The sequence below is a fragment of the Chryseobacterium sp. B21-037 genome (assembly GCF_028570785.1).
Classification (GTDB): Bacteria; Bacteroidota; Bacteroidia; order Flavobacteriales; family Weeksellaceae; genus Chryseobacterium; species Chryseobacterium proteolyticum.
The window spans coordinates 1930955-1957414 of sequence record NZ_JALGCB010000001.1 but is presented as its reverse complement, the minus strand read 5'-3'; the positions used below and the strand labels follow the sequence as shown (position 1 = coordinate 1957414).

General features: G+C 36.2%; 4 protein-coding genes. All 4 read left to right on the top strand.

Features of this window, described 5'->3' with window-relative positions; genetic code table 11:
- The first annotated feature begins 179 nt into the window (after window positions 1-179).
- Genes MTQ00_RS08485 through MTQ00_RS08470 form a run of 4 tightly spaced genes read left to right on the top strand, consistent with a single transcriptional unit; the run spans window position 180 to window position 26459 of the window.
- Entirely contained in the window at window positions 180-15953 is a 15774-nt protein-coding gene (locus tag MTQ00_RS08485) for a non-ribosomal peptide synthetase (RefSeq protein WP_273648454.1), read from the top strand.
- An 8-nt stretch (window positions 15954-15961) separates the two neighbouring features.
- A complete protein-coding gene (locus MTQ00_RS08480) occupies window positions 15962-20287 on the top strand; it encodes a type I polyketide synthase (RefSeq protein ID WP_273648453.1) in 4326 nt (1441 codons plus the stop codon).
- 14 nt (window positions 20288-20301) lie between these two features.
- The gene (locus tag MTQ00_RS08475; protein WP_273648452.1) at window positions 20302-22242 is read left to right on the top strand and encodes a condensation domain-containing protein; all 1941 of its coding nucleotides are present in this window, start codon (window positions 20302-20304) and stop codon (window positions 22240-22242) included.
- Complete coding sequence (locus tag MTQ00_RS08470) at window positions 22188-26459, top strand: amino acid adenylation domain-containing protein (protein ID WP_273648450.1); 4272 nt, start codon at window positions 22188-22190, stop codon at window positions 26457-26459. Before MTQ00_RS08475 ends, MTQ00_RS08470 begins: the two co-directional genes overlap by 55 nt.
- Window position 26460 lies beyond the last annotated feature (1 nt).

Genomic DNA, 26460 nt, shown 5'->3' with positions numbered 1-26460 from the left:
ATAAATAACAATCAAAAGATTTGTGTAAGAATAGATTCTTTACAACAAAGTCTGATCGCTGAAATCCAACCTTATCATTTAATATAATGCTAAACACATCCTCTTTATCAAATATTTTTTGGCTAAATAAGACAAAAAATAAAGAAATTGTTGTCTTATCTGAAGATAACACTGCATCTTTGGAAATCGAGATTTTGAAGTGTGATCTGGATAGTTTTCTGAAAATTTCAAAAAACAGTTCTTTATCCAAATTAACCATTCTTTCATCTGTTTTTTCTTTTTTACTTGATAGATATTGTGAAGATTTTCAAGGTGTTATTAAGGTGTTTGCATCTGATCATATTCCATTAAAAAATAAAATATTATTGGATGTTGAGAAAAATACAGAGATAACATTTAAAGACCTTTTGAAGAGTTTTGCCAGCAATATTAAAGAAGCTGTTTCTCATTCTGATTACAATAACAATGATCTTGATTTAACGAAATACTCTAATTTTTCGATTCAGTATGGGAAGGGATCTGAATCCGTACAGGATAATCTTTCTCTTTTGTATAACGAATCTGAAGAAAAGGTTGTTTTAAGTATTTGTTATAAAGATATTTATAGAGGATATTTAATTGAGAATTTATTGAAGAGTTTAGTGCATATTCTTTCCAATTATGATCAATTACTAGATACAAGTCTCACCGATTATGCCCTTGTTTCAGAAGAGGAGGGAGTAGAAATGCTTAGCAGGTTTAACTTGACAACTGATTACCCTTCTGATCAGACAATTATTGATTTATTTGATTCTCAGGTAAGGAAAAATCCCGACGGGCTTGCAGTAATCTATGGAGATGTAGCATTGAGTTATGCTGATCTTGATATGGAATCCAATAGGTTGGCTCATTATATTAAAAATCAATATGATATAAAGGCTGATGACCTGATCTGTATTCAACTTCCCCGGAATGAAATGATGATCATATCCATACTGGGTATATTAAAATCTGGAGGAGCATACGTTCCTATCGATAGAGATTATCCAAAAGAACGGATTGACTACATTCTATCTGATACTAAAGCTAAAGTGAATATAGATGAAGTATTCCTGGCCAAGTTTAATGAAGTTAAACATGCATATTCAGCGGAAAGCTGTGGTTGTGCAATAAAAGGAAATCATCTGGCATACGTTATTTATACATCAGGAACTACCGGAAAACCTAAAGGGGTAATGATTGAGCATCAGAATGTATTTCATTCTACGATCAACAGAATTGCTTTCTATGATATTGAAAGTATGTTACTTGTCCCTTCTTTCTCTTTTGACTCTTCGGTAGCCGTAATCTTTGGAACACTGTGCAGTGGCGGAAGATTATTTATTGAAAGCAATATGAATATTAAAGATGTTGAATATATTTCGCATCGGATTATAAAAAATAAAATTGAGGGAATATTATGTGTTCCCAATTATTACTCCAGTTTGCTTCCTTATCTCAATGAAAACATTTCAGGAGAAAATACGCTGAAACATGTCATTGTTGCAGGAGAGGAATTAAGTAAAAATTTAGTATTAAATCATCAAAAACATAGCGATGCTATTCTGTATAATGAATATGGTCCTACAGAGTGTGCAGTATGGTCATCTGTTTCCATTGTCAATGATCCAAATGTAAATATTGGAAAGTCTATTTCGAATACACAGATTTATATATTGGATGAATATGGACATTTGTTACCAGTTGGAGTTCATGGAGAATTGTATATCGCGGGAGCAGGTTTAGCAAGAGGTTATTTAAACCGTGAAGATCTGACAGAAGAGAAGTTTATAGACAATCCGTTTGTTGAAGGTACAAAAATGTACCGTACCGGAGATTTGGGAAGATGGTTGCCAGATGGTACAATAGAGTATCTGGGAAGGATTGACGATCAGGTAAAGATCCGTGGGCATAGAATAGAGCTTGGAGAGATTGATCATCAGGTGCTTTCTTTCAGTGAATCAATTAAATCTGTAGTTACGGAAGTCAAAGAACATGAAGGAGACAAAAAGCTAGTGGTGTATTATGTCAGTGATTCTGTTATTGACAAGCAAGAACTAGCTTATTATTTAGAGAGTAAGCTTCCCCAATATATGCTACCTGGTTTTTACGTTGAGTTAGCGCATATTCCACTGACCAGTAACGGAAAGATCGACAGAAAGAGTTTGCCAGAAGTAAGCACTTCAGATTTAATCAAGACTGAATATGTGGCTCCAGTAACAACGGAAGAAAAAGCATTGGTAGAAGTCTGTGAGCAGGTTTTAAAATACAGTCCTGTCAGTATCCGTGATAATTATTATAACCTTGGAGGCGATTCGATTAAGTCAATCCAGATCGTATCCAGATTACGTCAGCGTGGCTATAGCTTAAAAGTAGAACATATTTTACAATATCCTGTTTTAGAAGAGTTGGCGTGCTATATGACAACAGATGTTGCTAAAATCGACCAGTCTGAAGTTACAGGAGAAAGTATTCTAACTCCTATCCAGAGGTATTTCTTTGAAAGTGAAGGGATCACCAATAAAAATCATTATAATCAGTCTGTTATTTTAAAGAGCAATGAAAGACTATCAGGTTCTGTCTTGGAATCTTCGATCAAACGTCTTGTAGAACACCATGATGCCTTAAGAATGGTGTATAGCCAGAAAGAAGGTGAGTGGAATCAATATAATGCAGGATCAGAAGGTCATCATTATCATTTTGAATATTTTGATATCAGAGAAGAAGGCTCTTTTGAAAACGAGCAGAGTTCTTTACAAAAAATAGGAGATCGTCTCCAAAGCGCCGTCAATATAGAATCCGGAATATTATTCCATATAGGACATGTTTCGATGAGTGATGGTGACCGAATCATATTGGTTATTCACCACCTTGTGGTTGACGGAGTTTCCTGGAGGATTTTGCTTGAAGATTTAGGAAGCTTATATGAATCGGGAATGAAAGGAGTATCTTATGAACTTCCTTCCAAAACAGATTCTTTCCAGAGTTGGGGAGCAGCATTGGAGAAGTATAGCAATAGTTCTTCTTTATCCCAAGAGCGTTTGTATTGGGAAGGTATAGAATCAGAGATTTATCCGGTTATTCCAACCGATTACCCTGCAAAAGGCAAACATATTTTAGATAGCAGCATCAGCTTTTCCTTAAATGAATTGTCTACGAAATTATTACAGACGCGTGCAGGTAAGAAATACAGTGCAGAGATTAATGATGTTTTATTGACGGGATTGGCCTTATCCTTACAGGATCAGTTTGGTATTAACAAGACCAAGGTGCTGATGGAAGGTCATGGTAGAGAGGTGATGAGTACTGACCTTGATATCAGCAGAACAGTAGGATGGTTCACCAGTGTGTATCCTTTTTCGTTAGACATCAGCAATGAGAGTCAGCCGGCTTTGGTGAGTGTCAAAGAAAATTTGAGAGGTATTCCTCATAAAGGGATTGGTTACGGAGTATTAAATTATTTAGGGGATTCATTTTCTTCAACAGGAAGTCCTACTATTCAGTTCAATTATCTTGGAGATTTTGATGATACAATAGGATCAGCATTTAATTATAGCTCAGAGTTTATCGGGAATCCGGTATCTGAAGAAAACCTAGGAACCGATATTCTATTGGATGTTTCAGGAATCACGATGAGTGGTGCCATGACTATCACGATCCGTTATTCAGGAGATCTCTTTATTGAAGCTACGGTTCAGAAACTGATGGATAGCTATCAGAATCAATTGGAGAAAATGATTGGCGAGAGTGAAGGCTCAGAGGTGATTTTAACACCATCAGATCTTACTTATAAAGGATTGTCATTCAATACGATTCAGGAGATCAATAAGAAAGGGGATATTGAAGATATTTATGAGCTTTCGCCAATGCAGCAGGGCTTGTATTACCATTGGCTTGTGGAACCCAAAGGAGCCACGTATTTCATGCAGACTTCGTACAGGACAAAATCCGAGGGTCTTGATCTGTCAGAAGTAGAAAAGGCATTTGGAATCCTTGTCAATCGCTATACGGTTTTACGGACTTCTTTTGATAATCGTTATGGAGAAGTTCCTTTGCAAATCGTTCACAAAAAAGCACAAGTTGACTTTAAGCATTTAATCTTAGAATCAGAGCTTGAATTAGATACTATAAAAGAAGAGGATATAGCCCAAGGATTTGGCCTGGGTGTACCTACCCAAATGCGCCTGACGGTTATCACGCTTCCTAATGGAGAATATGAATTCATTTGGAGTCATCACCATATTATCATGGATGGGTGGTGTTTAAGTATCCTTATCAATGATTTCGCTGTTATTTTGAACTCCCTGAAACAAGATGTGGAGATTAATTTGCCGGAATCTAAAAAATATTCGTCTTATATCAACTGGCTGAAAACAGTAAATAAAGAAGAAGCCTTAAGTTACTGGGAAAATTATCTCAAAGGGGTGGTTTCTCCAACACTTATTCCTTTTAAAAAGAGTACATCAGAAAAGGATCCTCACTTTATTACCGAAATAATAAAAGTAGAAAATGAGGAATTCGCTGGTATTAGCAATCTTTGTAAAAATCTGGGAATCACTCTCAATACATATGTCCAGGGAGTTTGGTCTTATTTGTTAAGTTGTTATAATGCATCTGAAGAAGTAGTTTTTGGGAGTGTGGTTTCAGGAAGACCTGCAGATATTGAAGAGGTTGAGCATATGGTCGGACTCTTTATCAATACTATTCCTGTATGTGTGAATGTAAGTAAAGATGAAACACCAAGAAATTTACTCGAAAAATTACATCACGATTCTATTCAGGGTACCGGATACCATTTTACCGGTTTATCCGATATCCAGTCTCTATCTTCATTAGGAAAAGAGTTGATCAACAATATTATCGTTTTTGAGAACTATGCAAAGCGAGATGTTAATAATCATCTTTCGATCATGGGAATGGCTGATCAAAAAGCAGATACTTTTGAACAGACGAATTATGATTTTAATATTATTGCCGTTCCGGGAAAAAATAGCTTATCAATAGATTTTAAATACAATTCATCTGTATTTTATAAATCTTTAATAACATCTTTAGCCGGGCATTTTAAGAATATATTGGGACAGTTTGCAGCTTTTCCTGATCAGGCAATCAAAAACTTCAGCTATTTAAGTAATCCGGAAGTAAAGGAATTATTGGAAGACTTCAATGGTGCAGAAACTTCATATTCTTCTGAAAAGACTGTTGTAAAATTGTTTGAAGAACAGGTTAATAGCTGTGCGAATAGTGTAGCATTAATATATGATGATGTAAAGCTTAGCTACAATGATTTAAATGCAGAATCTAACCGTCTAGCTCATTACCTGAGAAATCATTACAATATCAGATCTAATGACTTGGTTTGTATTGAACTGCCACGTAATGAAAAGATGATTGTTTCGATTCTTGGAATTCTAAAATCAGGAGGAGCGTATGTTCCGATTGATGTGAATTACCCTCAGGAAAGAAAAGATTTTATTGTGAAAGATACACAGTCTAAATTGTGTATAGATGAGTCTTTCTGGAAAGAGTTTGATTCATTGAAAGAAAATTATTCAATAGAAAATCTTTCTACAGAGATTCATCGTTCAGATCTGGCTTATGTTATTTATACGTCGGGTACAACAGGAAACCCTAAAGGAGTTTGTATCAGCCATTCTAGTTTGATGAACTATGTTTCCTGGAGTAATGGATATTATTTTAATGGTGGAGACCGAGGCAACTGGGGATTATTCACTTCAATATCCTTTGATCTTTCAGTTACTGCACTATTCTGTTCTCTGACGAGAGGAAGCTCTTTATGGTTGGGAGAGAATGAAGTAGACATTTTAGCTGTTCTTATGAATGCGTTTGAAAATCCAGATATAGATATTTTAAAATTAACGCCTTCTCATATTTCATTATTAAAGAATGTAGAAATCAATAATACGGGTATCCGAAAAATTATTTTAGGAGGAGAAAAGCTTTATAATGAGCATATTCAGATTATTCACGCTATCAATAAAGATATTGAGATCTATGATGAGTACGGCCCAACAGAGGCAACCGTAGGCTGTATTGCCCGGAAAGTTGAGCTATCTGTTAACACGATCGGAGGTCCAATTTCGAATACACAGATTTATATATTGGATGAATATGGTCATCTGTTACCAGTTGGAATTCATGGAGAATTGTATATAGCGGGAGCGGGTTTAGCAAGAGGTTATTTAAATCGTGAAGATCTGACAGAAGAGAAGTTTATAGACAATCCGTTTGTTGAAGGTACAAAAATGTACCGTACCGGAGATTTGGGAAGATGGTTGCCAGATGGTACAATAGAGTATCTGGGAAGGATTGACGATCAGGTAAAGATCCGTGGGCATAGAATAGAGCTTGGAGAGATTGATCATCAGGTGCTTTCTTTTAGTGAATCTATTAAATCTGTAGTTACGGAAGTCAAAGAACATGAAGGAGACAAAAAGCTAGTGGTGTATTATGTCAGTGATTCTGTTATTGACAAGCAAGAACTAGCTTATTATTTAGAGAGTAAGCTTCCCCAATATATGCTACCTGGTTTTTACGTTGAGTTAGCGCATATTCCACTGACCAGTAACGGAAAGATCGACAGAAAGAGTTTGCCAGAAGTAAGCACTTCAGATTTAATCAAGACTGAATATGTGGCTCCAGTAACAACGGAAGAAAAAGCATTGGTAGAAGTCTGTGAGCAGGTTTTAAAATACAGTCCTGTCAGTATCCGTGATAATTATTATAACCTTGGAGGCGATTCGATTAAGTCAATCCAGATCGTATCCAGATTACGTCAGCGTGGCTATAGCTTAAAAGTAGAACATATTTTACAATATCCTGTTTTAGAAGAGTTGGCGTGCTATATGACAACAGATGTTGCTAAAATCGACCAGTCTGAAGTTACAGGAGAAAGTATTCTAACTCCTATCCAGAGGTATTTCTTTGAAAGTGAAGGGATCACCAATAAAAATCATTATAATCAGTCTGTTATTTTAAAGAGCAATGAAAGACTATCAGGTTCTGTCTTGGAATCTTCGATCAAACGTCTTGTAGAACACCATGATGCCTTAAGAATGGTGTATAGCCAGAAAGAAGGTGAGTGGAATCAATATAATGCAGGATCAGAAGGTCATCATTATCATTTTGAATATTTTGATATCAGAGAAGAAGGCTCTTTTGAAAACGAGCAGAGTTCTTTACAAAAAATAGGAGATCGTCTCCAAAGCGCCGTCAATATAGAATCCGGAATATTATCCCATATAGGACATGTTTCGATGAGTGATGGTGACCGAATCATATTGGTTATTCACCACCTTGTGGTTGACGGAGTTTCCTGGAGGATTTTGCTTGAAGATTTAGGAAGCTTATATGAATCGGGAATGAAAGGAGTATCTTATGAACTTCCTTCCAAAACAGATTCTTTCCAGAGTTGGGGAGCAGCATTGGAGAAGTATAGCAATAGTTCTTCTTTATCCCAAGAGCGTTTGTATTGGGAAGGTATAGAATCAGAGATTTATCCGGTTATTCCAACCGATTACCCTGCAAAAGGCAAACATATTTTAGATAGCAGCATCAGCTTTTCCTTAAATGAATTGTCTACGAAATTATTACAGACGCGTGCAGGTAAGAAATACAGTGCAGAGATTAATGATGTTTTATTGACGGGATTGGCCTTATCCTTACAGGATCAGTTTGGTATTAACAAGACCAAGGTGCTGATGGAAGGTCATGGTAGAGAGGTGATGAGTACTGACCTTGATATCAGCAGAACAGTAGGATGGTTCACCAGTGTGTATCCTTTTTCGTTAGACATCAGCAATGAGAGTCAGCCGGCTTTGGTGAGTGTCAAAGAAAATTTGAGAGGTATTCCTCATAAAGGGATTGGTTACGGAGTATTAAATTATTTAGGGGATTCATTTTCTTCAACAGGAAGTCCTACTATTCAGTTCAATTATCTTGGAGATTTTGATGATACAATAGGATCAGCATTTAATTATAGCTCAGAGTTTATCGGGAATCCGGTATCTGAAGAAAACCTAGGAACCGATATTCTATTGGATGTTTCAGGAATCACGATGAGTGGTGCCATGACTATCACGATCCGTTATTCAGGAGATCTCTTTACTGAAGCTACGGTTCAGAAACTGATGGATAGCTATCAGAATCAATTGGAGAAAATGATTGGCGAGAGTGAAGGCTCAGAGGTGATTTTAACACCATCAGATCTTACTTATAAAGGATTGTCATTCAATACGATTCAGGAGATCAATAAGAAAGGGGATATTGAAGATATTTATGAGCTTTCGCCAATGCAGCAGGGCTTGTATTACCATTGGCTTGTGGAACCCAAAGGAGCCACGTATTTCATGCAGACTTCGTACAGGACAAAATCCGAGGGTCTTGATCTGTCAGAAGTAGAAAAGGCATTTGGAATCCTTGTCAATCGCTATACGGTTTTACGGACTTCTTTTGATAATCGTTATGGAGAAGTTCCTTTGCAGATCGTTCACAAAAAAGCACAAGTTGACTTTAAATATCATACAATAGGATCTAAAGATTCCCTGGAAAACGATCTGGAGATTATTAAAGAAAATGATATTATCCGTGGTTTTGCTCTGAATCAACCTACACAATTACGTTTGATAATAGTAGAATTATCAAATGATACATATGAGTTTATTTGGAGTTATCACCATATCATTATGGATGGATGGTGTCTGAGTATCCTGATCAACGATTTCTCTGCAATATTAGACTCGCTTAAACAAAGTCTGGAAGCCAATTTACCAGAACCTCAGAAATATTCTGCTTATCTTAAATGGCTAAGCGGGATTGATAAAGATTCGGCAATGTTGCATTGGAAAAACTATTTAGAAGGAATTAATGCTCCAACGCTTATACCTTTTGAAAAGAACTCCAAAGAAGAACCTCCTCATTTTGTTACCGAAAAATTTAGTGTGGTGGGAGATGAATTTAAAGAAATTGATCAGCTGTGTCAGAAACTTGGAATTACTCTCAATACTTATATACAGGGTGTGTGGTCTTATCTTTTAAGTAAATACAATTCCTCAGAAGAAATCATATTCGGAGCTGTTGTGTCAGGAAGACCGGCAGAAATTGAGGACGTAGAACGTATGGTCGGATTGTTTATCAATACCATCCCTGTAAGGATTTTGGTTAACAAAGATGATACACCGCGTAGCCTTTTGAAAAAAGTACATCAGAATTCTATACAGAATACAGGATATCATTTCAACAGTTTGGCGGAAATTCAATCCTTATCTTCTTTAGGGAAAGATTTGCTAAGCAACATTATTATATTTGAAAACTACGTAAAGAATGAACCGAATGAAAACTTTGAAAAAGTAAAAGTTTTTGATCAATCCAACTATAACTTTACATTAGTCGCAGAACCATATGAGGATCATTTAAATATGGATTTTGAATACAATGCATCAGTATATTCTTCTTTTATCAAGATTCTGGTTTCTCATTTGAAAAATGCTCTTAACCAATTTAAAACGTACATTGATACTCCTCTTTCGGAATTAGATTATCTAAGTTTCTCTGAACGAGAGTTCCTGATCAATGAGCTTAACGCTACAGAAGTTGCTTATCCTGCAGGTACAACAATTCTTAGTTTATTTGAAGATCAGGTGAATGTTACTCCTGACAATATTGCTGTTGTTTTTGATGATCTTAGCTTAAGCTATATCGAATTGAATGAAAAAGCATCCAGCCTTGCTCTTCAGCTTCAAAGTGCTTATGGAATCAAGAAAGGCGATTATGTAGGAGTAATGCTTAATCGTGGAGAAAATCAGATCGTTTCTATTCTTGGGATATTGAAACTAGGAGCAGTTTATGTACCTATAGATGCGAATCTTCCAGAATCCAGGAAAGAAGTGATGACTTCTGATTTATCTTTACTGATCACCGAATCTTACTATTTCTTTGACCTTGATTTCTATTCTGGTGAATCTTTTTCTATAGATTTAGAATTTACAGAAGAAGATGCCTCAGGGTTTACATCAGAAGTTTTAGAAAGAGATGATATTGCATACATCATATACACTTCCGGTTCTACGGGAGAACCAAAAGGAGTTTTGAATACTCATGGCGGTATTTTGAATACAATGTTATTCCAGAAAGAATTCTTTGAAGTTTCCTCTTATGAGAATGTTGCTCAGTTTGCTTCTTTTTCATTTGATGCTTCTATTTCAGAGATTTTTATGACGTTGCTAAGTGGTAAGAGTCTTCATATTTTGAGTGATTCAGTGAGAAAAGATGTTTATGCCTTTGAAGAGTATGTAAACAATCATTCCATTGATCTGGTAACACTGCCACCGGCATTTTTCAGTTTACTGAATGTTGAGAGACTTCAGGGATTGAAAGGTTTAATAACCGCAGGAGAATCAGCAATTATTGGTAAGACGAAAGAATATCTGAAGTATGGAACTTTTTACAATGCTTATGGTCCTACAGAGACGAGCATCTGTGCTACCGTACATAAACTTGAAAAGGGGAGTGATTTAGCTTCTTCTACCATACCTATCGGTCAGCCTATCGCCAATACGCAGATTTATATTTTAGATGAGAATAAACATTTGGTTCCTGCAGGAGTAAGCGGGGAGATGTATATCTCTGGAGCTGGATTGGCTCAGGGTTATTTAAATAATCCAGAGCTTACCGCAGAGAAGTTTGTAGACAATCCATTTATTCCGGGTACGAAGATGTACCGCACAGGAGATTTAGGAAAATGGCTAGCTGATGGTACAATAGAGTATCTGGGAAGGATTGACCATCAGGTAAAGATCCGTGGTCATAGGATAGAGCTTGGAGAGATCGACAGCCAGGTGCTTTCTTTCAGTGAATCGATTAAATCTGTTGTTACAGAAGTAAAAGAACATGAAGAAGATAAGAGTTTGGTGGTGTACTATGTAAGTGATACCCCGATTGACAAGCAGGATCTGGCGAGACATCTGGAGAGCAAGCTTCCACAATATATGTTACCCGGCTTTTATGTGGAACTTGACCAGATTCCTTTAACAAGCAATGGAAAGGTTGACAGAAAGAGTTTACCAGAAGTAAGTTCAGAAGATCTTATTACCACAGAATATGTTGCAGCTACCAGTAAAGAAGAAAAGGTATTAGTCTCTGTCTGTGAGCAGGTCTTGAAACACAGTCCGATCAGTATCCGTGATAACTATTATAATTTAGGAGGAGACTCCATAAAATCCATTCAGATAGTTTCCAGACTTCGTCAGCAGGGTTATAGTCTGAAGGTAGAACATATTTTACAGTATCCTGTATTAGAAGAGCTGGCGTGCTATATGACAACAGATGTTGCTAAAATCGACCAGTCTGAAGTTACAGGAGAAAGTATTCTAACTCCTATCCAGAGGTATTTCTTTGAAAGTGAAGGGATCACCAATAAAAATCATTATAATCAGTCTGTTATTTTAAAAAGCAGTGAAAGACTGTCGGCTTCTGTTTTAGAAACTTCCTTAAAATGTCTTGTAGAGCATCATGATGCTTTAAGAATGATGTATAGTCATAAAGACGGGAAATGGAATCAGTATAATTCGGGAATTGATGGCGTACATTACCGTTTAGCGTCTTTTGATATCCGGGACAGTGGCAGTGAATCAGAAGAATTATTCCAATTACAACAAATAGGAAAGGACCTTCAGAGTACAATCAACATAGAGTCTGGAGTTTTATTCCATGTGGGTCATGTTTCCATGAGTGATGGGGACCGTATCATTTTAGTTGTTCATCATTTGGTAATGGATGGTGTTTCGTGGAGAATTTTGCTGGAAGATTTAGGTAATTTATATGAGTCAGAAATTAGAGGACAACAATATTCTCTGCCCTCTAAAACGGATTCCTTCCAGAGTTGGGGTAAAGCCTTGGATGAATACAGCAGAAGTTTGGAACTATCCAAAGAGCGTTTATATTGGGAAGGCGTAGAATCTGAAAACTATACAGCTCTTGTTACAGATTATCCTGTAGAAGGCAAACAGGTTTTAGATAAAAGCTTAGGTTTTAGTTTAAGTACTGATGCTACTAAATTATTACAGACTCGTGCAGGGAGGAAATACAGTGCAGAGATCAATGATGTTTTACTGACCGGTTTGGCATTGGCTTTACAGAATCAGTTTGGGGTTAGCAAGACCAAGGTATTAATGGAAGGACATGGTAGGGAAGTGATGAACACAGGACTTGACATCAGCCGGACGATAGGTTGGTTTACCAGTGTATATCCTTTTAACCTTGATATCAGCGATAACAGTCAGCCTGCTTTGGTAAGTGTAAAAGAAGGTTTACGAGGTATTCCAAACAAAGGGATTGGTTATGGTATTTTGAATTATCTGGGTGATGCATTTTCTTCAACAAGTAATCCTTCCATACAGTTCAATTACCTTGGAGATTTTAATGAAATTGGAGATTCTGAAACTGAAGGGAAGCGCTCCTTATTTGATTACAGTTCCGAAAATATAGGCTCTTCTGTAGATTCTGCTAATTTATCTACAGATCTCTTGTTGGATGTCTCAGGAATGACGGTGAACGGAGTGATGAGTATCAATATCCGTTTTTCAGATAAATTATTTACAGAAAATACGATACAAAAACTTTTATTCGCTTATCAGTCTCACCTGGAAGCTATAGTGAAAGAGAGTGAAGATTCATCTGTGATTCTAACTCCATCAGACCTTACTTACAAAGGATTATCATTCAGCACCATTGAGGAGATCAGTAAAGGGAATGATATAGAAGATATTTATGAGCTTTCCCCGATGCAGCAGGGCTTGTATTATCATTGGCTGGTAGATCCTAAAGGATTAGCATATTTTATGCAGACTTCGTACCGCATTAAAGCTTCTGAGCTTAACTTATCTTTGGTAGAAAAGGCATTTGGGATATTATTAAACCGTTACACGATTCTTCGCACTTCCTTTGAAGACCGTTATGGAGAAGTGCCTTTACAGATTGTTCATAAAAAAGCTCGAATTGACTTTAAGCATTTAATCTTAGAATCAGAACTTGAACTAGACAATATCAGACAAGGTGATATAGATCGTGGTTTTAATTTGGGTGAACCTACACAGATGCGTTTGCTGGTTGTACAATTACCTAATGGTTATTACGACTTCATCTGGAGTCATCATCATATCATTATGGACGGCTGGTGCCTTAGTATTCTGATCAGTGATTTTTCTACAATATTAGGCAGTCTTCAAAATGGTATTGCTATTCCATTACCGGATACTGAGAAATACGCTTCATATATTAAATGGCTTGAAAGCGTAGATAAAGAAGAAGCTTTAACCTATTGGAAAAATTATCTCCAGGGAATCGATTCCCCGACATTAATTCCTTTTATTAATACCAATGAATCATCCCACAACCATTACCTTACTGAAACCCTTACCATAGGAAAACATGATTTTGAGGCTATTGAAGACTTCTGTCAGGGTTCCGGTATTACGTTGAATACGTATTTCCAGGGAGTGTGGTCTTACTTGTTAAGCTCTTATAATGCATCCGAAGAAGTAGTCTTTGGGAGTGTGGTTTCAGGAAGACCTGCTGAAATTCCTGGAATTGAGAATATGGTGGGGTTATTTATCAATACAATACCAGTATGTGCCCGAATTGGTGAGGAGGATACTCCACGTAGTCTGTTAAGCCAACTTCATCAGGACTCTATTCAGAGCAGCCGTTATCATTTTAATAGTCTGGCAGAGATCCAGTCTTTATCCTCTTTAGGTAAAGAGCTGATTAATCATATTATTGTTTTTGAGAATTATGTAAAGAATGAGCAAGGGAATGCAGAAGCAAGTTCATATGCAGGCTTATCGTCTGAGTCAGCAGGTTCTTTTGAACAGACGAATTATCCTTTTACCATTGTTGTGGTTCCTGATAATGGCAGTCTGCATATTGAGTTTCGCTATAATTCTTCCGTATTTGCTCCATCTTCAATGACGTCTTTATTGTCTCATTTTAGAGAAGTTTTTCATCAGTTTATAAGTGCAGCAGATACTCCTTTAAAAACAATGGATTATGTAAGCCTTGAAGAAAAGGCAGTTTTAGAATCATTCAATAATACAGAAGTTAATTATCCTGTTGATGAAACTATTGTAAGTTTATTTGAAAAACAGGTACTAACGACTCCGGATCATGCAGCAGTTGTTTATGAAGATATTTCGCTGACCTATGCTGACCTCAATGCCCGATCCAATCAGTTAGCTCATTATTTACGTGAGAAATATTCTATAGAGGGAGATGATTTGATTTGTATTGAGTTACCTCGTAATGAGAATATGCTGGTTGCAATATTAGGGATACTGAAGTCGGGAGGAGCTTACGTGCCAATAGATGTTGATTATCCAAAGGAAAGGATCAATTACATTTTGAGTGACACCCAGGCTAAAGCTAGTATTGATGAATCTTTCCTTTTAGAGTTTGATTCTTTAAAAGAAAAATATTCCACAGAGAATCCTGAGACAGTAATCAGACCAGATCACTTAGCTTATATTATCTATACTTCAGGGACCACAGGAAATCCAAAAGGGGTAATGATTGAACATAAAAATGTAGTTCGTTTATTGTTCAATGACGAAGCATTGTATGATTTTAACAGTAATGACTCATGGACTTTATTCCATTCCTATAATTTTGACTTTTCGGTATGGGAATGTTATGGTGCCTTACTTTACGGAGGCAGTTTGCATATCATCTCAAAGCAGACGGCTCAGGATCCCGGAGCCTTCTTAAACTATCTGATTGAGAACAAGATCACGATATTAAATCAAACTCCTGCTGCTTTTTATAATCTTCTGGAATTTGACAGTGAATTTAATAACGAGAAACTGTCGTTACGCTATGTCATTTTTGGAGGAGAAGCTCTTAATCCTGTTCTATTGCAGGATTGGCATCGTAAATATCCGGAAATCCAAATGATCAATATGTACGGGATCACGGAAACTACTGTCCATGTTACCTATAAAAAGCTTAACACTGCAGACATGACCCGTTCTTTATCTAATATAGGAAAACCTATCCCAACGTTGGGCTGCTATATTCTGAATCCATACGGTCATTTGCTTCCTGTAGGAGTGATTGGAGAGATGTATGTTTCCGGTGATGGTTTGGCCAGAGGTTACCTTAACCTTGAAGATTTAACTGAAGAGAAATTTATTGATAATCCTTTTGTAAAAGGCGGTAAAATGTATCGTTCCGGTGATCTTGGAAGATGGTTACCAGACGGTAATATCGAATATTTGGGAAGAATTGATCATCAGGTTAAGATCCGCGGTCATAGGATAGAGCTAGGAGAAATAGACACTCATGTACTTTCTTATGGAGATTCTATCAAAAATGCAGTTACTGCCGTTAAAGAACATCAGGGCAATAAGAGTTTGGTAGTGTATTATGTTTCAGACATATCGATTGATAAACAAGACTTGTCTCAATATCTGGAAACAAAGCTTCCGCAGTATATGCTGCCAGGTTTTTATGTGGAACTGGATTTTATTCCTTTAACCAGCAATGGCAAGATTGACAGGAAAAGCTTACCTGAAGTGGAAAGTTCGGATCTAATCAAGAACGAATATGTAGCACCTCAAACGGAAACGGAGCAACTACTGGTTGAATTACTAGCAAAAATTTTGAATTATCAGAAAGAAGAGATCAGTATTCAGGACAACTTCTTTGATATGGGATTAAATTCATTGTCTATTGTAAAGCTCTCCCAGCTATTGCGTAAAGATTTTGGTTTAGAAATAGAAATTGCCAAATTCTTTTCTTACCCAAGTGTATCAGAGTTAGCACACTTCATACAAAGCATGAACTCATACACTGAAGAAACGACAGCAGAAGATCAAAATCTGTCGGATCACGTAGATAACCTTATTGATAACCTGTTCGATTAAATTTTACTATGCAAAGAGAATCCTTAAAAAGAGACATAGCCATAATAGGTGTTGCCTGTATGTTTTCAGGTTGCGATAATCCCCATACATTCTGGGAAAAGCTCGCCAATGGAAATGAGCTGATTGAGTTTTATACAGATCAGGAATTATTGGAAAGCGGAGTAGAACCCAAGCTTATTCAGGATCCCAATTATGTGAAAGTAAAGACATTTATTGATCATTCTGATGCTTTCGATTATACATTTTTTGGCTACACAAAAGATGAAGCCAATAGTATGGATCCACAAACCAGAATTTTACATCAATTGGTTTGGGAAGCATTTGAAGATTCATGTTATGATCCATCAAAAATTCAGGATAAAGTAGGTTTGTATCTTACTGCTCCGGATAATTTCAACTGGATTGCCCATACTACCATTAATAAAAAAGATACGGTGGATCCTTTTTATTTGTCACAAATCAACAATAAAAACTTTTGCAGTTCTTTAATTTCTTATAATCTAAATCTAAAAGGGCCAAGTATTTTTATGGATACGGCATGCTCAAGTTCGCTGGTAGCAATGCATACTGCATGCAGGGCTTTGTTATTAAGAGAGTGTTCCATGGCGGTAGCAGGAGGAATTGCTTTAAACACCAAAGATGAAAAAGGATATATGTATGAAGAGGGAATGATCTCTTCTAAAGATGGACATTGCAGGGCGTTTGATGAAAATTCAAGTGGAACAGTAGGTACAGAAGGCGGTGGTATAGTTGTCTTGAAGAGGCTGGAAGATGCTATCAATGATAATGATCATATCTATGCTATTGTAAGAGCAACTGCCGTTAACAATGATGGAAAAAGAAAAGTAGGGTATACCGCACCGAGCATAGCAGGACAATCTGATTGTATAAAGCAAGCCCATAATTTTGCAAAGGTTTCTATTGATGAGATTTCTTATATCGAGACCCATGGTACCGGAACAAAATTGGGAGATCCTATTGAAATCGAGGCACTGAATAAGTCATTTAACTATGACCAATCTTTGAAATGTGCCATAGGAGCTGTGAAGTCAAACCTTGGTCATACCGGTAATGCGGCAGGAATTACAGGAATTATTAAAACAGCCTTATCCTTAGAGAAAAAGGTCATACCACCATCTTTACATTATATAAAATCTAACTCAGAAATAAGTTTTAGCAAAGGTCCATTTTATGTTAATACTCAGGCAAAACAATGGGAGACAAAAGACAATCGTCCATTAATTGCGGGAGTAAGTAGTTTTGGAATTGGGGGAACCAATGCTCACGCGATTTTAGAAAATTTTGTAGCTGATCATTCAGACGATCACCATAAAGACAAACAGGTAAGTAATGTCATAACCTATTCTGCCAAAAGACCGGAAGCGGTAAGACAATATTTTATAAAACTAAAAAAGTTCATCACCGAAAATCAGGAAATGAATCTTTCAGATCTTTCTTATTCCTTAAATACAGGCAGAGCTCAGTTTGACTATAGAAATACAATTGTTTTCAAAGACAGAGAAGATTTATTAAATGAGTTAGAAGCTAAAAAAGATTTTTACCAAAAAGCAAAATCTTCCCAACATATTGTTTTTGTTTTTCCAGGCCAGGGAGCTCAGTACTTTAAAATGGGGAAACATCTTTATCATCAGGAAGAAGATTTTAAACAGTATATAGATGAAGGGCTTTTAATCCTGAAGAATAAATTCAATGCAGACTATTCTCAAGTCCTGGGATATGGTAATACTCAAACTTCTGATCCGTTAAAGATTAATGAAACTCAATATACCCAGCCTTTATTATTCCTTATTGAATATGCATTAGCAAAATTTCTTATTGAACTTGGAATAAAACCTTCATTAATGATAGGTCATAGTTTGGGAGAATATGTTGCAGCTTGCGTTTCCGGAGTACTTTCTTTTGAAGATGGACTATTGCTGGTTGCAGAAAGAGCTTTATTAATGAGTAAAGTACCAACCGGAAAAATGGTTGCTGTAAATGCCTCTTTTGAACAGATAAAAAATGAGATCCCGGATAGAATTTCGGTAGCAGCGATCAATTCGGATCATACAACAGTTTTGTCTGGAACAGAAGAAGATATTCAGGAATGTATTAATGTATTTAATGAAAGCAATATTACAACCACTCTTTTAAAAACTTCACATGCATTTCATTCCCGAATGATGAATAGTATTGCTGCAGATTTTGAAAATTTATTTTCTGATATTCAGTTGTCGGTACCTGAGATTCCGTATCTATCAAATCTTACAGCCAACTTTATTTCAGGGGACGAAGCTAAATCTCCCCAATACTGGAAAGAACAAATGTTGAATACTGTTCTTTTTGAAAAAGGAATTAAAAATATTCTTAAGGATCCAAAAGACTATATATTCATAGAATTAGGACCTTCTACACTAACCAATGCAATTAAACAAAACGAGTTCTATAATGATAATACCATTATTCGCTTATTGCAAAGATCCGGTCAAAATGAGGAACTGCAATTTTTAAACAAAGCTTTGGGTGATTTGTGGCAATCGGGTATTGAGATAGATTGGAAGAAATATTATCAAAATCAGAAAAGAAAGAAAATTTCATTGCCGACCTACGCATTTGAAAAAAATAAACTGGATTTTCATGTCAATCCTTTTAAAAGATTTACGGTAGATAACAATCGTTCGTCTTTAGACCTTTTTTATCAGAAAAAATGGAAGAGCAACCTATTGTCTAAAGGCGAGAAGGAGGAAAAGGCAACATTTATTATTTTTTCTGAAAATAGTGCTGTATCGCAAAATATCATTAACGAACTAGGAAGCAGGGAGATAGGCTTTATTGAATTAGAAAAAAATGAATTTTTAAAAGCAAATGGGGAGATAGAGCTAGGAAGTATTGTAGATTATCTGGATAAAATTAATATTTCAGACAATACTAATTATCAGATTATTTTCACCTGGAATATACAGGATGATCAATTAAGTTCCATGGTCTCTGTTTTCAGGTTGTTTAATATCATCGGGAAATTCTTAATCTCTAATGATCCTACATTAAATTCAAAGATTACTTTGGTAGGGGATTTCAATAATATGGAGATCAATAAAAACAGTAACATCACATTGCTGTCTTCATTTGGTCAGCTGTATGTCTGTGCGCAGGAAAATAAAAATATCTTCAGTTTTCTTTTAGATATTCCATCAGGGAATGATATTGCTTATGGAAAGATCATTGATGAAATCGAATACAACTTTTCTGATCCTCTTGTAACCTATAAAGGAGATCAGAGATATGTTCCGTTTTATGAAAGATGGAGTGAAGATAGAGGTGATGTTCAGCTCGATTCCAAAGTTATCGTTGTCATTGGAGGTTCAGGTAAGATCGGAAAAGTTTTGACCGGTTACCTGTTAGAAAACAAAGCTAAAGTTGTCGTTGTAGGTAGGAAACTAATTGATCAACTGGATGAAGGATTCAGAAACAGAATAGGAAATGAATTGTCTTACTTTACTTCTGACATTTCAGATCTGACATCTTTAGAATCAACGATAGCTTTCATAGAACAGGAATATGGAAAAATCCATGGTGTGCTGAATTTAACAGGAAACCCTTCAAGTAATTCTTTAAAATTAGTAGAGCATCTGGATATGGAAATGATTCAGGATCAGTTGTCTCCTAAGGTACAGGGAATCATTAATTTGTATAAAGTATTCTCCGGCAAAACCCCTGATTTTGTATGGATCAGTTCCAGTTTATCAGCAATCCTTGGTGGTCAGACTTTTGGAGCGTATTCAGTAGCCAATTCTTATATAGATTATTTTATTGGAAAATCCAAACCTCAGAATTGGGTCAGTGTAAATCTGGATGGAGTTAGTGAGGGTGCAATAAATGAGACTGAACTCGTCGATATTTTTAAGGCTACAGTACTTTCCAATGTTCAAAATCATCAGATCATTGCATCGGCAAAAAATCCCAATCAATACCTCACCTATAATTACAAAACGATTAACAAACCGGAAGATCAAATTTCGGGAGGCATCCTATCTAGTACTGAATATGTGGCCCCTGTTTCTGCAACAGAAATTAAGCTGTGTAGCCTATTTAATAACTTTTTTGAACCTAAAAAGGTTGGAACTACCGATAATTTCTTCGAATTGGGCGGGGATTCATTAAAAGCGATGAGCATTTTGAAGAATATCAATAAAGAATTCAATCTGGAGCTAGCGCCACAGGATCTTTATACTTCACCTACTATTAAAGATCTTGCTCTGCATATAGAAATGATATCCTATGTTTCAAAAACAGAAGTAAGCAGTGAGCCTAATAGAAAGACCATCATTATATAAATCCTATTCTTTATATGTTAAATTTATTAGAAGAATTAAAAGATAAAAATATTCATATATCTGTAAAAGATAATAACCTTGTTATTGATACCACAGAAGATATTGAAGAAAGTCTTATTAAAAGAATTAGAGTTTATAAAGAGGAAATCATATCCTATATTTTAAAACATAATTCTAACAGTATTGCCAAACATACCTCTACCGGAGAAGATCATCCTGTTTCAGATGCTCAGAAAAGGTTGTGGCTGCAAAGTCTTACTGAAGAAGGATCCAAATCATATCATATCAATTTTCCTATTGAATTTCCTTCCTCTTATGATCCGCATGTGGTGAAGCTTGCTGTTTTACAATTGATCAAAAATTTTGAGATCTTCAGAACGGTATTTCATCTCAATGACCAGGATGAAGTAAGGCAAATCATTTTGGAAGAAAATAATGCCGCACTTGATGTTGAGATTATAGATCTTAAAAGAGAATTCGCTGATATTAGATCCATAGCAGACCTTGTTAAAAATCTGAATTCACAGGCTTTCGATCTGGGTAAAGGTCCTTTGCTTAGATGTAAAATTTTTGAACTTAAAGACAAGATCGTCACCTATTTTATCTTTCATCATATTATTATCGATGGAGTATCTCTGAATGTTGTAAAGCAAAACATTTTAAGCTATTACCATGCAATAGTGCATTCAGAAGAAATAAGTGGTCCAAAGCTCCAGTATCTGGACTATACGTACTGGAAACTTGCGGGAATTAATAATGGAAATTACAATGCTGCGCAACGGTATTGGACAGATCTATTATCAAAGAAAATTTCAACGATCGATTTACCTTCTTATGCTAAGAGGCCTTCTGTTAAAACATTCAACAGCTACACGCTAAAAACAGTTATTTCATCAGAACTTACCCAAAAGCTTGATGCTTTTGCTAAACAGAACATGGGAACTTTAAATGTAAGTTTACTGAGCGCTGTTTATGTCTTATTAAATAAATATACTTCAGAAAATGATATTACATTAGGAACTTTTACCTCCGGAAGAAATCATCCAAGCCTTAATGAAATGCCCGGACTTTTTGTAAATACCATTGTATTAAATAATATACTGGACCAGAAAGACACCTTAACAGATACATTCAGAAAGGTAAAGGATTCTTTTACAAAAGCATTTACGCATCAGGATTACCCTTTTGATCTTTTAATTGAAGACTTACACTTATCCCAAGATACTTCGAGGAATCCTTTATTTGATATTACGGTGGTTTTCCAGGACTATCTGGATAACGAATCAGGTGAAGTGTACAGCGATGAAATAGAAGAAATTGGATTCACAAAAAGGGCTTTTGATATCAATTTTGAATTTATAAATAAAGGTTCATTTTTAGAAATGATTGTAGCGTTTAATGCAGACATTTATGATAAAGGAACTATTATTTCATTTATAAATCACTTCAGGCAGGTTCTTCAGAAGTTTGTCAGTGCAGCGGATGTTCCTTTACGATCTCTGGATTATATAAGTGCTGAGGAAAAAATAGCTTTAGATTCATTCAACCATACAAAAGTTGATTATCCCTCAGATGAAACTATTGTAAGTTTATTTGAAAAACAGGTGTTAATAGCTCCCGATCACACGGCAGTTATCTATGGAGGAGTTTCTCTTAGTTATTCTGAATTAAATGCAAGAGCAAATCAACTGGCATATTATTTACGGGAAAAGTTTTCTATCAAAGGAGACGATCTGATTTGTATCCAATTATCCCGCAGTGAAAAAATGCTGGTATCTATTTTAGGAATATTGAAATCAGGTGCAGCTTATGTACCGATCTCTCAGGATTATCCACAAGACAGGACCGATTATATTTTATCCGATACCCGGGCTAAAGTTAATATTAATGAATCTTTTCTTTGGAGTTCGAATCTTGTAAAGACCTATATTCAAAAGAGAATCAAGAGTCCGTAATACGACAGGATCATTTAGCTTATATCATCTACACTTCAGGGACAACGGGAAATCCAAAGGGAGTGATGATACAGCATGGTTCTCTTGTCAATCGGTTGATGTGGATGCAATCGCGTTATCCTTTAGCTGATAAAGATGTACTCATTCAGAAAACACCTTATACATTTGATGTTTCTGTGTGGGAGCTTCTTTGGTGGTGTATATATGGTGCCACGTTATCTGTTCCTGAACAAGGAGCCGAAAAAGATCCGTCTCTTATCATAGAGACAATAGAAAGGGACCACGTAAGTATTATCCATTTCGTTCCGTCTATGTTTACCGCTTTCCTGAATCACATAGATACCTATCCTGAAGAAAAACAAAAACTGACAAGCCTGAAGACCGTTTTTACCAGTGGTGAGGCGTTATCTGTTTATCAGAAAGAGTTTTTTTACAGACTGTTCCCTGAAAATATTTCATTGGTTAACTTATACGGACCTACAGAAGCATGCATAGATGTTACTTACTATGATTGTAAGAAAGACATAAAAAATACAATAATACCCATCGGTAAACCTATTGATAATACCCAGATGTATGTTTTAGATGATGCGAATGGTATAGTACCAATAGGGGTGACCGGAGAATTATACATTTCGGGAGATGGTTTGGCTAGAGGTTACCTGAACCGTGTAGACTTAACAGCAGAAAAATTTGTAGAAAATCCTTTCATACCAGGTGCTAAAATGTACCGCACAGGAGATTTGGGAAGATGGTTAGCTGATGGCACAATAGAATATTTAGGAAGGATTGACCATCAAGTGAAGATCCGTGGTCATAGGATAGAGCTTGGCGAGATCGACAACCAGGTACTTTCCTTCAGTGAATCGATTAAATCTGTTGTCACAGAAGTAAAAGAACATGAAGAAGATAAGAGTTTGGTGGTGTATTATATAAGTGATACCCCGATTGACAAGCAGGATTTGACCAGACACCTTGAGAGCAAGCTTCCAAAATACATGCTTCCTGGTTTTTATGTAGAGCTAGACCAGATTCCTTTAACAAGCAATGGAAAGGTTGACAGAAAGAGTTTACCAGAAGTAAGTTCAGAAGATCTTATTACCACAGAATATGTTGCAGCTACCAGTAAAGAAGAAAAGGTATTAGTCTCTGTCTGTGAGCAGGTCTTGAAACACAGTCCGATCAGTATCCGTGATAACTATTATAATTTAGGAGGAGACTCCATAAAATCCATTCAGATAGTTTCCAGACTTCGTCAGCAGGGTTACAGTTTAAAAGTAGAACATATCTTACAATATCCTGTATTAGAAGAGCTGGCTCGGTATATGACAACAGATGTTGCTAAAATCGACCAGTCTGAAGTTACAGGAGAAAGTATTCTAACTCCTATCCAGAGATATTTCTTTGAGAGTGAAGGGATCACTAATAAAAACCATTACAACCAGTCTGTTATCTTAAAAAGCAGGGAAAGACTTTCCGAAAAGATACTTGAATCCTCTCTAAAGACTTTGGTGTCACATCATGATGCTCTGAGAATGGTATATAGCAAGAAAGAGGGAAAATGGAATCAGTATAATTCAGGAATTGATGGTGTACATTACCGTTTAGCATATTTTGATATCCGGGAGAGTGGTAGTGAATCAGAAGAGCTATCCCAATTACAACAAATAGGAGAGGACCTTCAGAGTACAATCAACATAGAGTCCGGAGTTTTATTCCATGTGGGTCATGTTTCCATGAGTGATGGGGACCGTATCATTTTAGTTGTTCATCATTTGGTAATGGATGGTGTTTCGTGGAGAATTTTGCTCGAAGATTTAGGAAAACTATACGAATCGGGAGTTCAGGGCTTATCTTCTGACCTGCCATCGAAAACGGATTCTTTCCAGAGTTGGGGTAAAGCTTTGGATGAATACAGCAGAAGTTTGGAACTGTCCAAAGAACGTTTGTATTGGGAAGGAGTAGAATCTGAAAACTATGCTCCTCTAGCTACAGATTATCCTGTAGAAGGCAAACAGGTTTTAGATAAAAGCTTAGGCTTTAGTTTAAGTACTGATGCTACGAAATTACTACAGACTCGCGCGGGGAGAAAATACAGTGCAGAGATCAATGATGTTTTGCTGACTGGTTTGGCATTAGCATTACAGAATCAGTTTGGAGTTAGCAAGACCAAGGTATTAATGGAGGGACATGGTAGGGAAGTGATGAGCACAGGACTTGACATCAGCCGGACGATAGGTTGGTTTACCAGTGTATATCCTTTTAACCTTGATATCAGCGATAACAGTCAGCCTGCTTTGGTAAGTGTAAAAGAAGGTTTACGAAGTATTCCAAACAAAGGAATCGGTTATGGTATTTTACGTGATCTAAAAAAAGAGATCGATTCACAATCAATACCTTCTGTTTTATTCAATTACCTTGGGGACTTCAATGAAGAAGGAGATAAAAAGGACGATGCAACACAGAAATTTTCTTTATTCCGTTACAGCTCTGAAAATATAGGCTCTTCCGTCGATCCTTCCAATTTATCAACAGATATTTTATTCGACGTATCAGGGATGACGGTGAACGGAGAAATGAATATCAGCATCCGTTACTCAACTAAGGTATTTAAAGAAGGTACCATAGAGAATCTTTCATCTGCTTATAAGACAAATCTGGAAGCTATCGTGAGAGAGAGTGAAGATTCATCTGTAATTCTGACGCCATCAGACCTTACTTACAAAGAATTATCCTTCAATACCATTACAGAGATCAGTGTTGGTCATGAAATAGAAGATATTTATGAACTTTCCCCAATGCAGCAGGGATTATATTTTCACTGGCTGATGAACACTAAAGGTTCAGCATACTTTGTCCAGACCTCATATAGAGTCAAGTCTGTCAATCTGGATCTATCCTTGGTAGAACAGGCTTTTGGAATGTTACTAAACCGTTACACGATTCTTCGCACTTCCTTTGAAAACCGTTATGGAGAAGTACCGCTTCAGATTGTTCATAAAAAAGCCCGTGTAGATTTCAGGCATTTGATCCTGGAATCAGAAATTGGATTGGATAACATCAAACAGGAAGACATAAATCAAGGCTTTATTTTGAATAAACCAACCCAGATGCGTTTGGTTGTGGTAGAATTACCGGATGATTACTACGAATTTATCTGGAGCCATCATCACATCGTGATGGACGGATGGTGCCTGAGTATTCTGATCAATGACTTTGCTGCCATTTTACAAAGCCTTCAACAGGAAACTATTTTGTCATTACCAGAGGTAGAGAAATATTCTTCATACATCCAGTGGTTGAAAAATATTGATAAGGATGAAGTCCTGGCTTATTGGGAAGATTATCTTCAGGGAAAAGATTCTCCGACCCTGATTCCTTTTGCAAAAGAATTTCACGAAGATACCATCCAGTATGATCTGTCGTCCCATATTTCATTTGTAGACAAAGATGTATATAAAGAGATTGTGCAGTTTTGCAAAAACTCAGGAATTACATTAAATACCTATATACAGGCAGTATGGTCTTATCTTTTAAGTGCTTATAATGATTTTGAAGAGGTGACTTTCGGAGCAGTAGTATCAGGAAGGCCGCCAGAAGTACTTGGCATTGAAAGTATGGTGGGGTTGTTTATTAATACCGTTCCGGTGCGTGTGGCGATCAATAAAGACGAAACCCCGCAGATCCTTTTGGATAAAATGCACCGTGAGTCTATAGGAAGTACAAAATATCATTATCTGAATTTAGCGGAAATACAGAACAAAAGTACTTTGAAGAGAAATCTCATTAATCATATTCTGATCTTTGAAAATTTCTTAATGGCTGAGCGTTCAGTTGATCCTGAAAATGATAAAGATCCTGACTCTATAAAAATTGAAAAATCTAAGTTTCAGTTGCAGACAACTTATCCTTTTAATTTCGAGGTTTTTCCTACAGATGAAGATTTAAGGATCCTGGTTGATTATAATAAAAATGTTTTTGATGACTATTCAGTGGTCAATATTGTAAGGGTATTTAAAGAAATCCTTGCATTTTTCAAAGAAAATATAAATGTCCCTTTTGCTGAAATTAACGATGAACTGGAGAAACAGAGCATATATTTTAAAGCAATCAGACAAAAGGACATTAAAGAAATTGTCAACACTACAGATTCCGATGTGATCAAGCAAAAGAACTCAAACAAGCTTAGTGCATTTATAAAAAATAAAAAACAATAAT

Coding starts and splice junctions, on each gene's coding strand:
- MTQ00_RS08480 (WP_273648453.1), top strand. CDS start 15,962: ATGCAAAGAGAATCCTTAAAAAGAGACATAGCCATAATAGGTGTTGCC.
- MTQ00_RS08475 (WP_273648452.1), top strand. CDS start 20,302: ATGTTAAATTTATTAGAAGAATTAAAAGATAAAAATATTCATATATCT.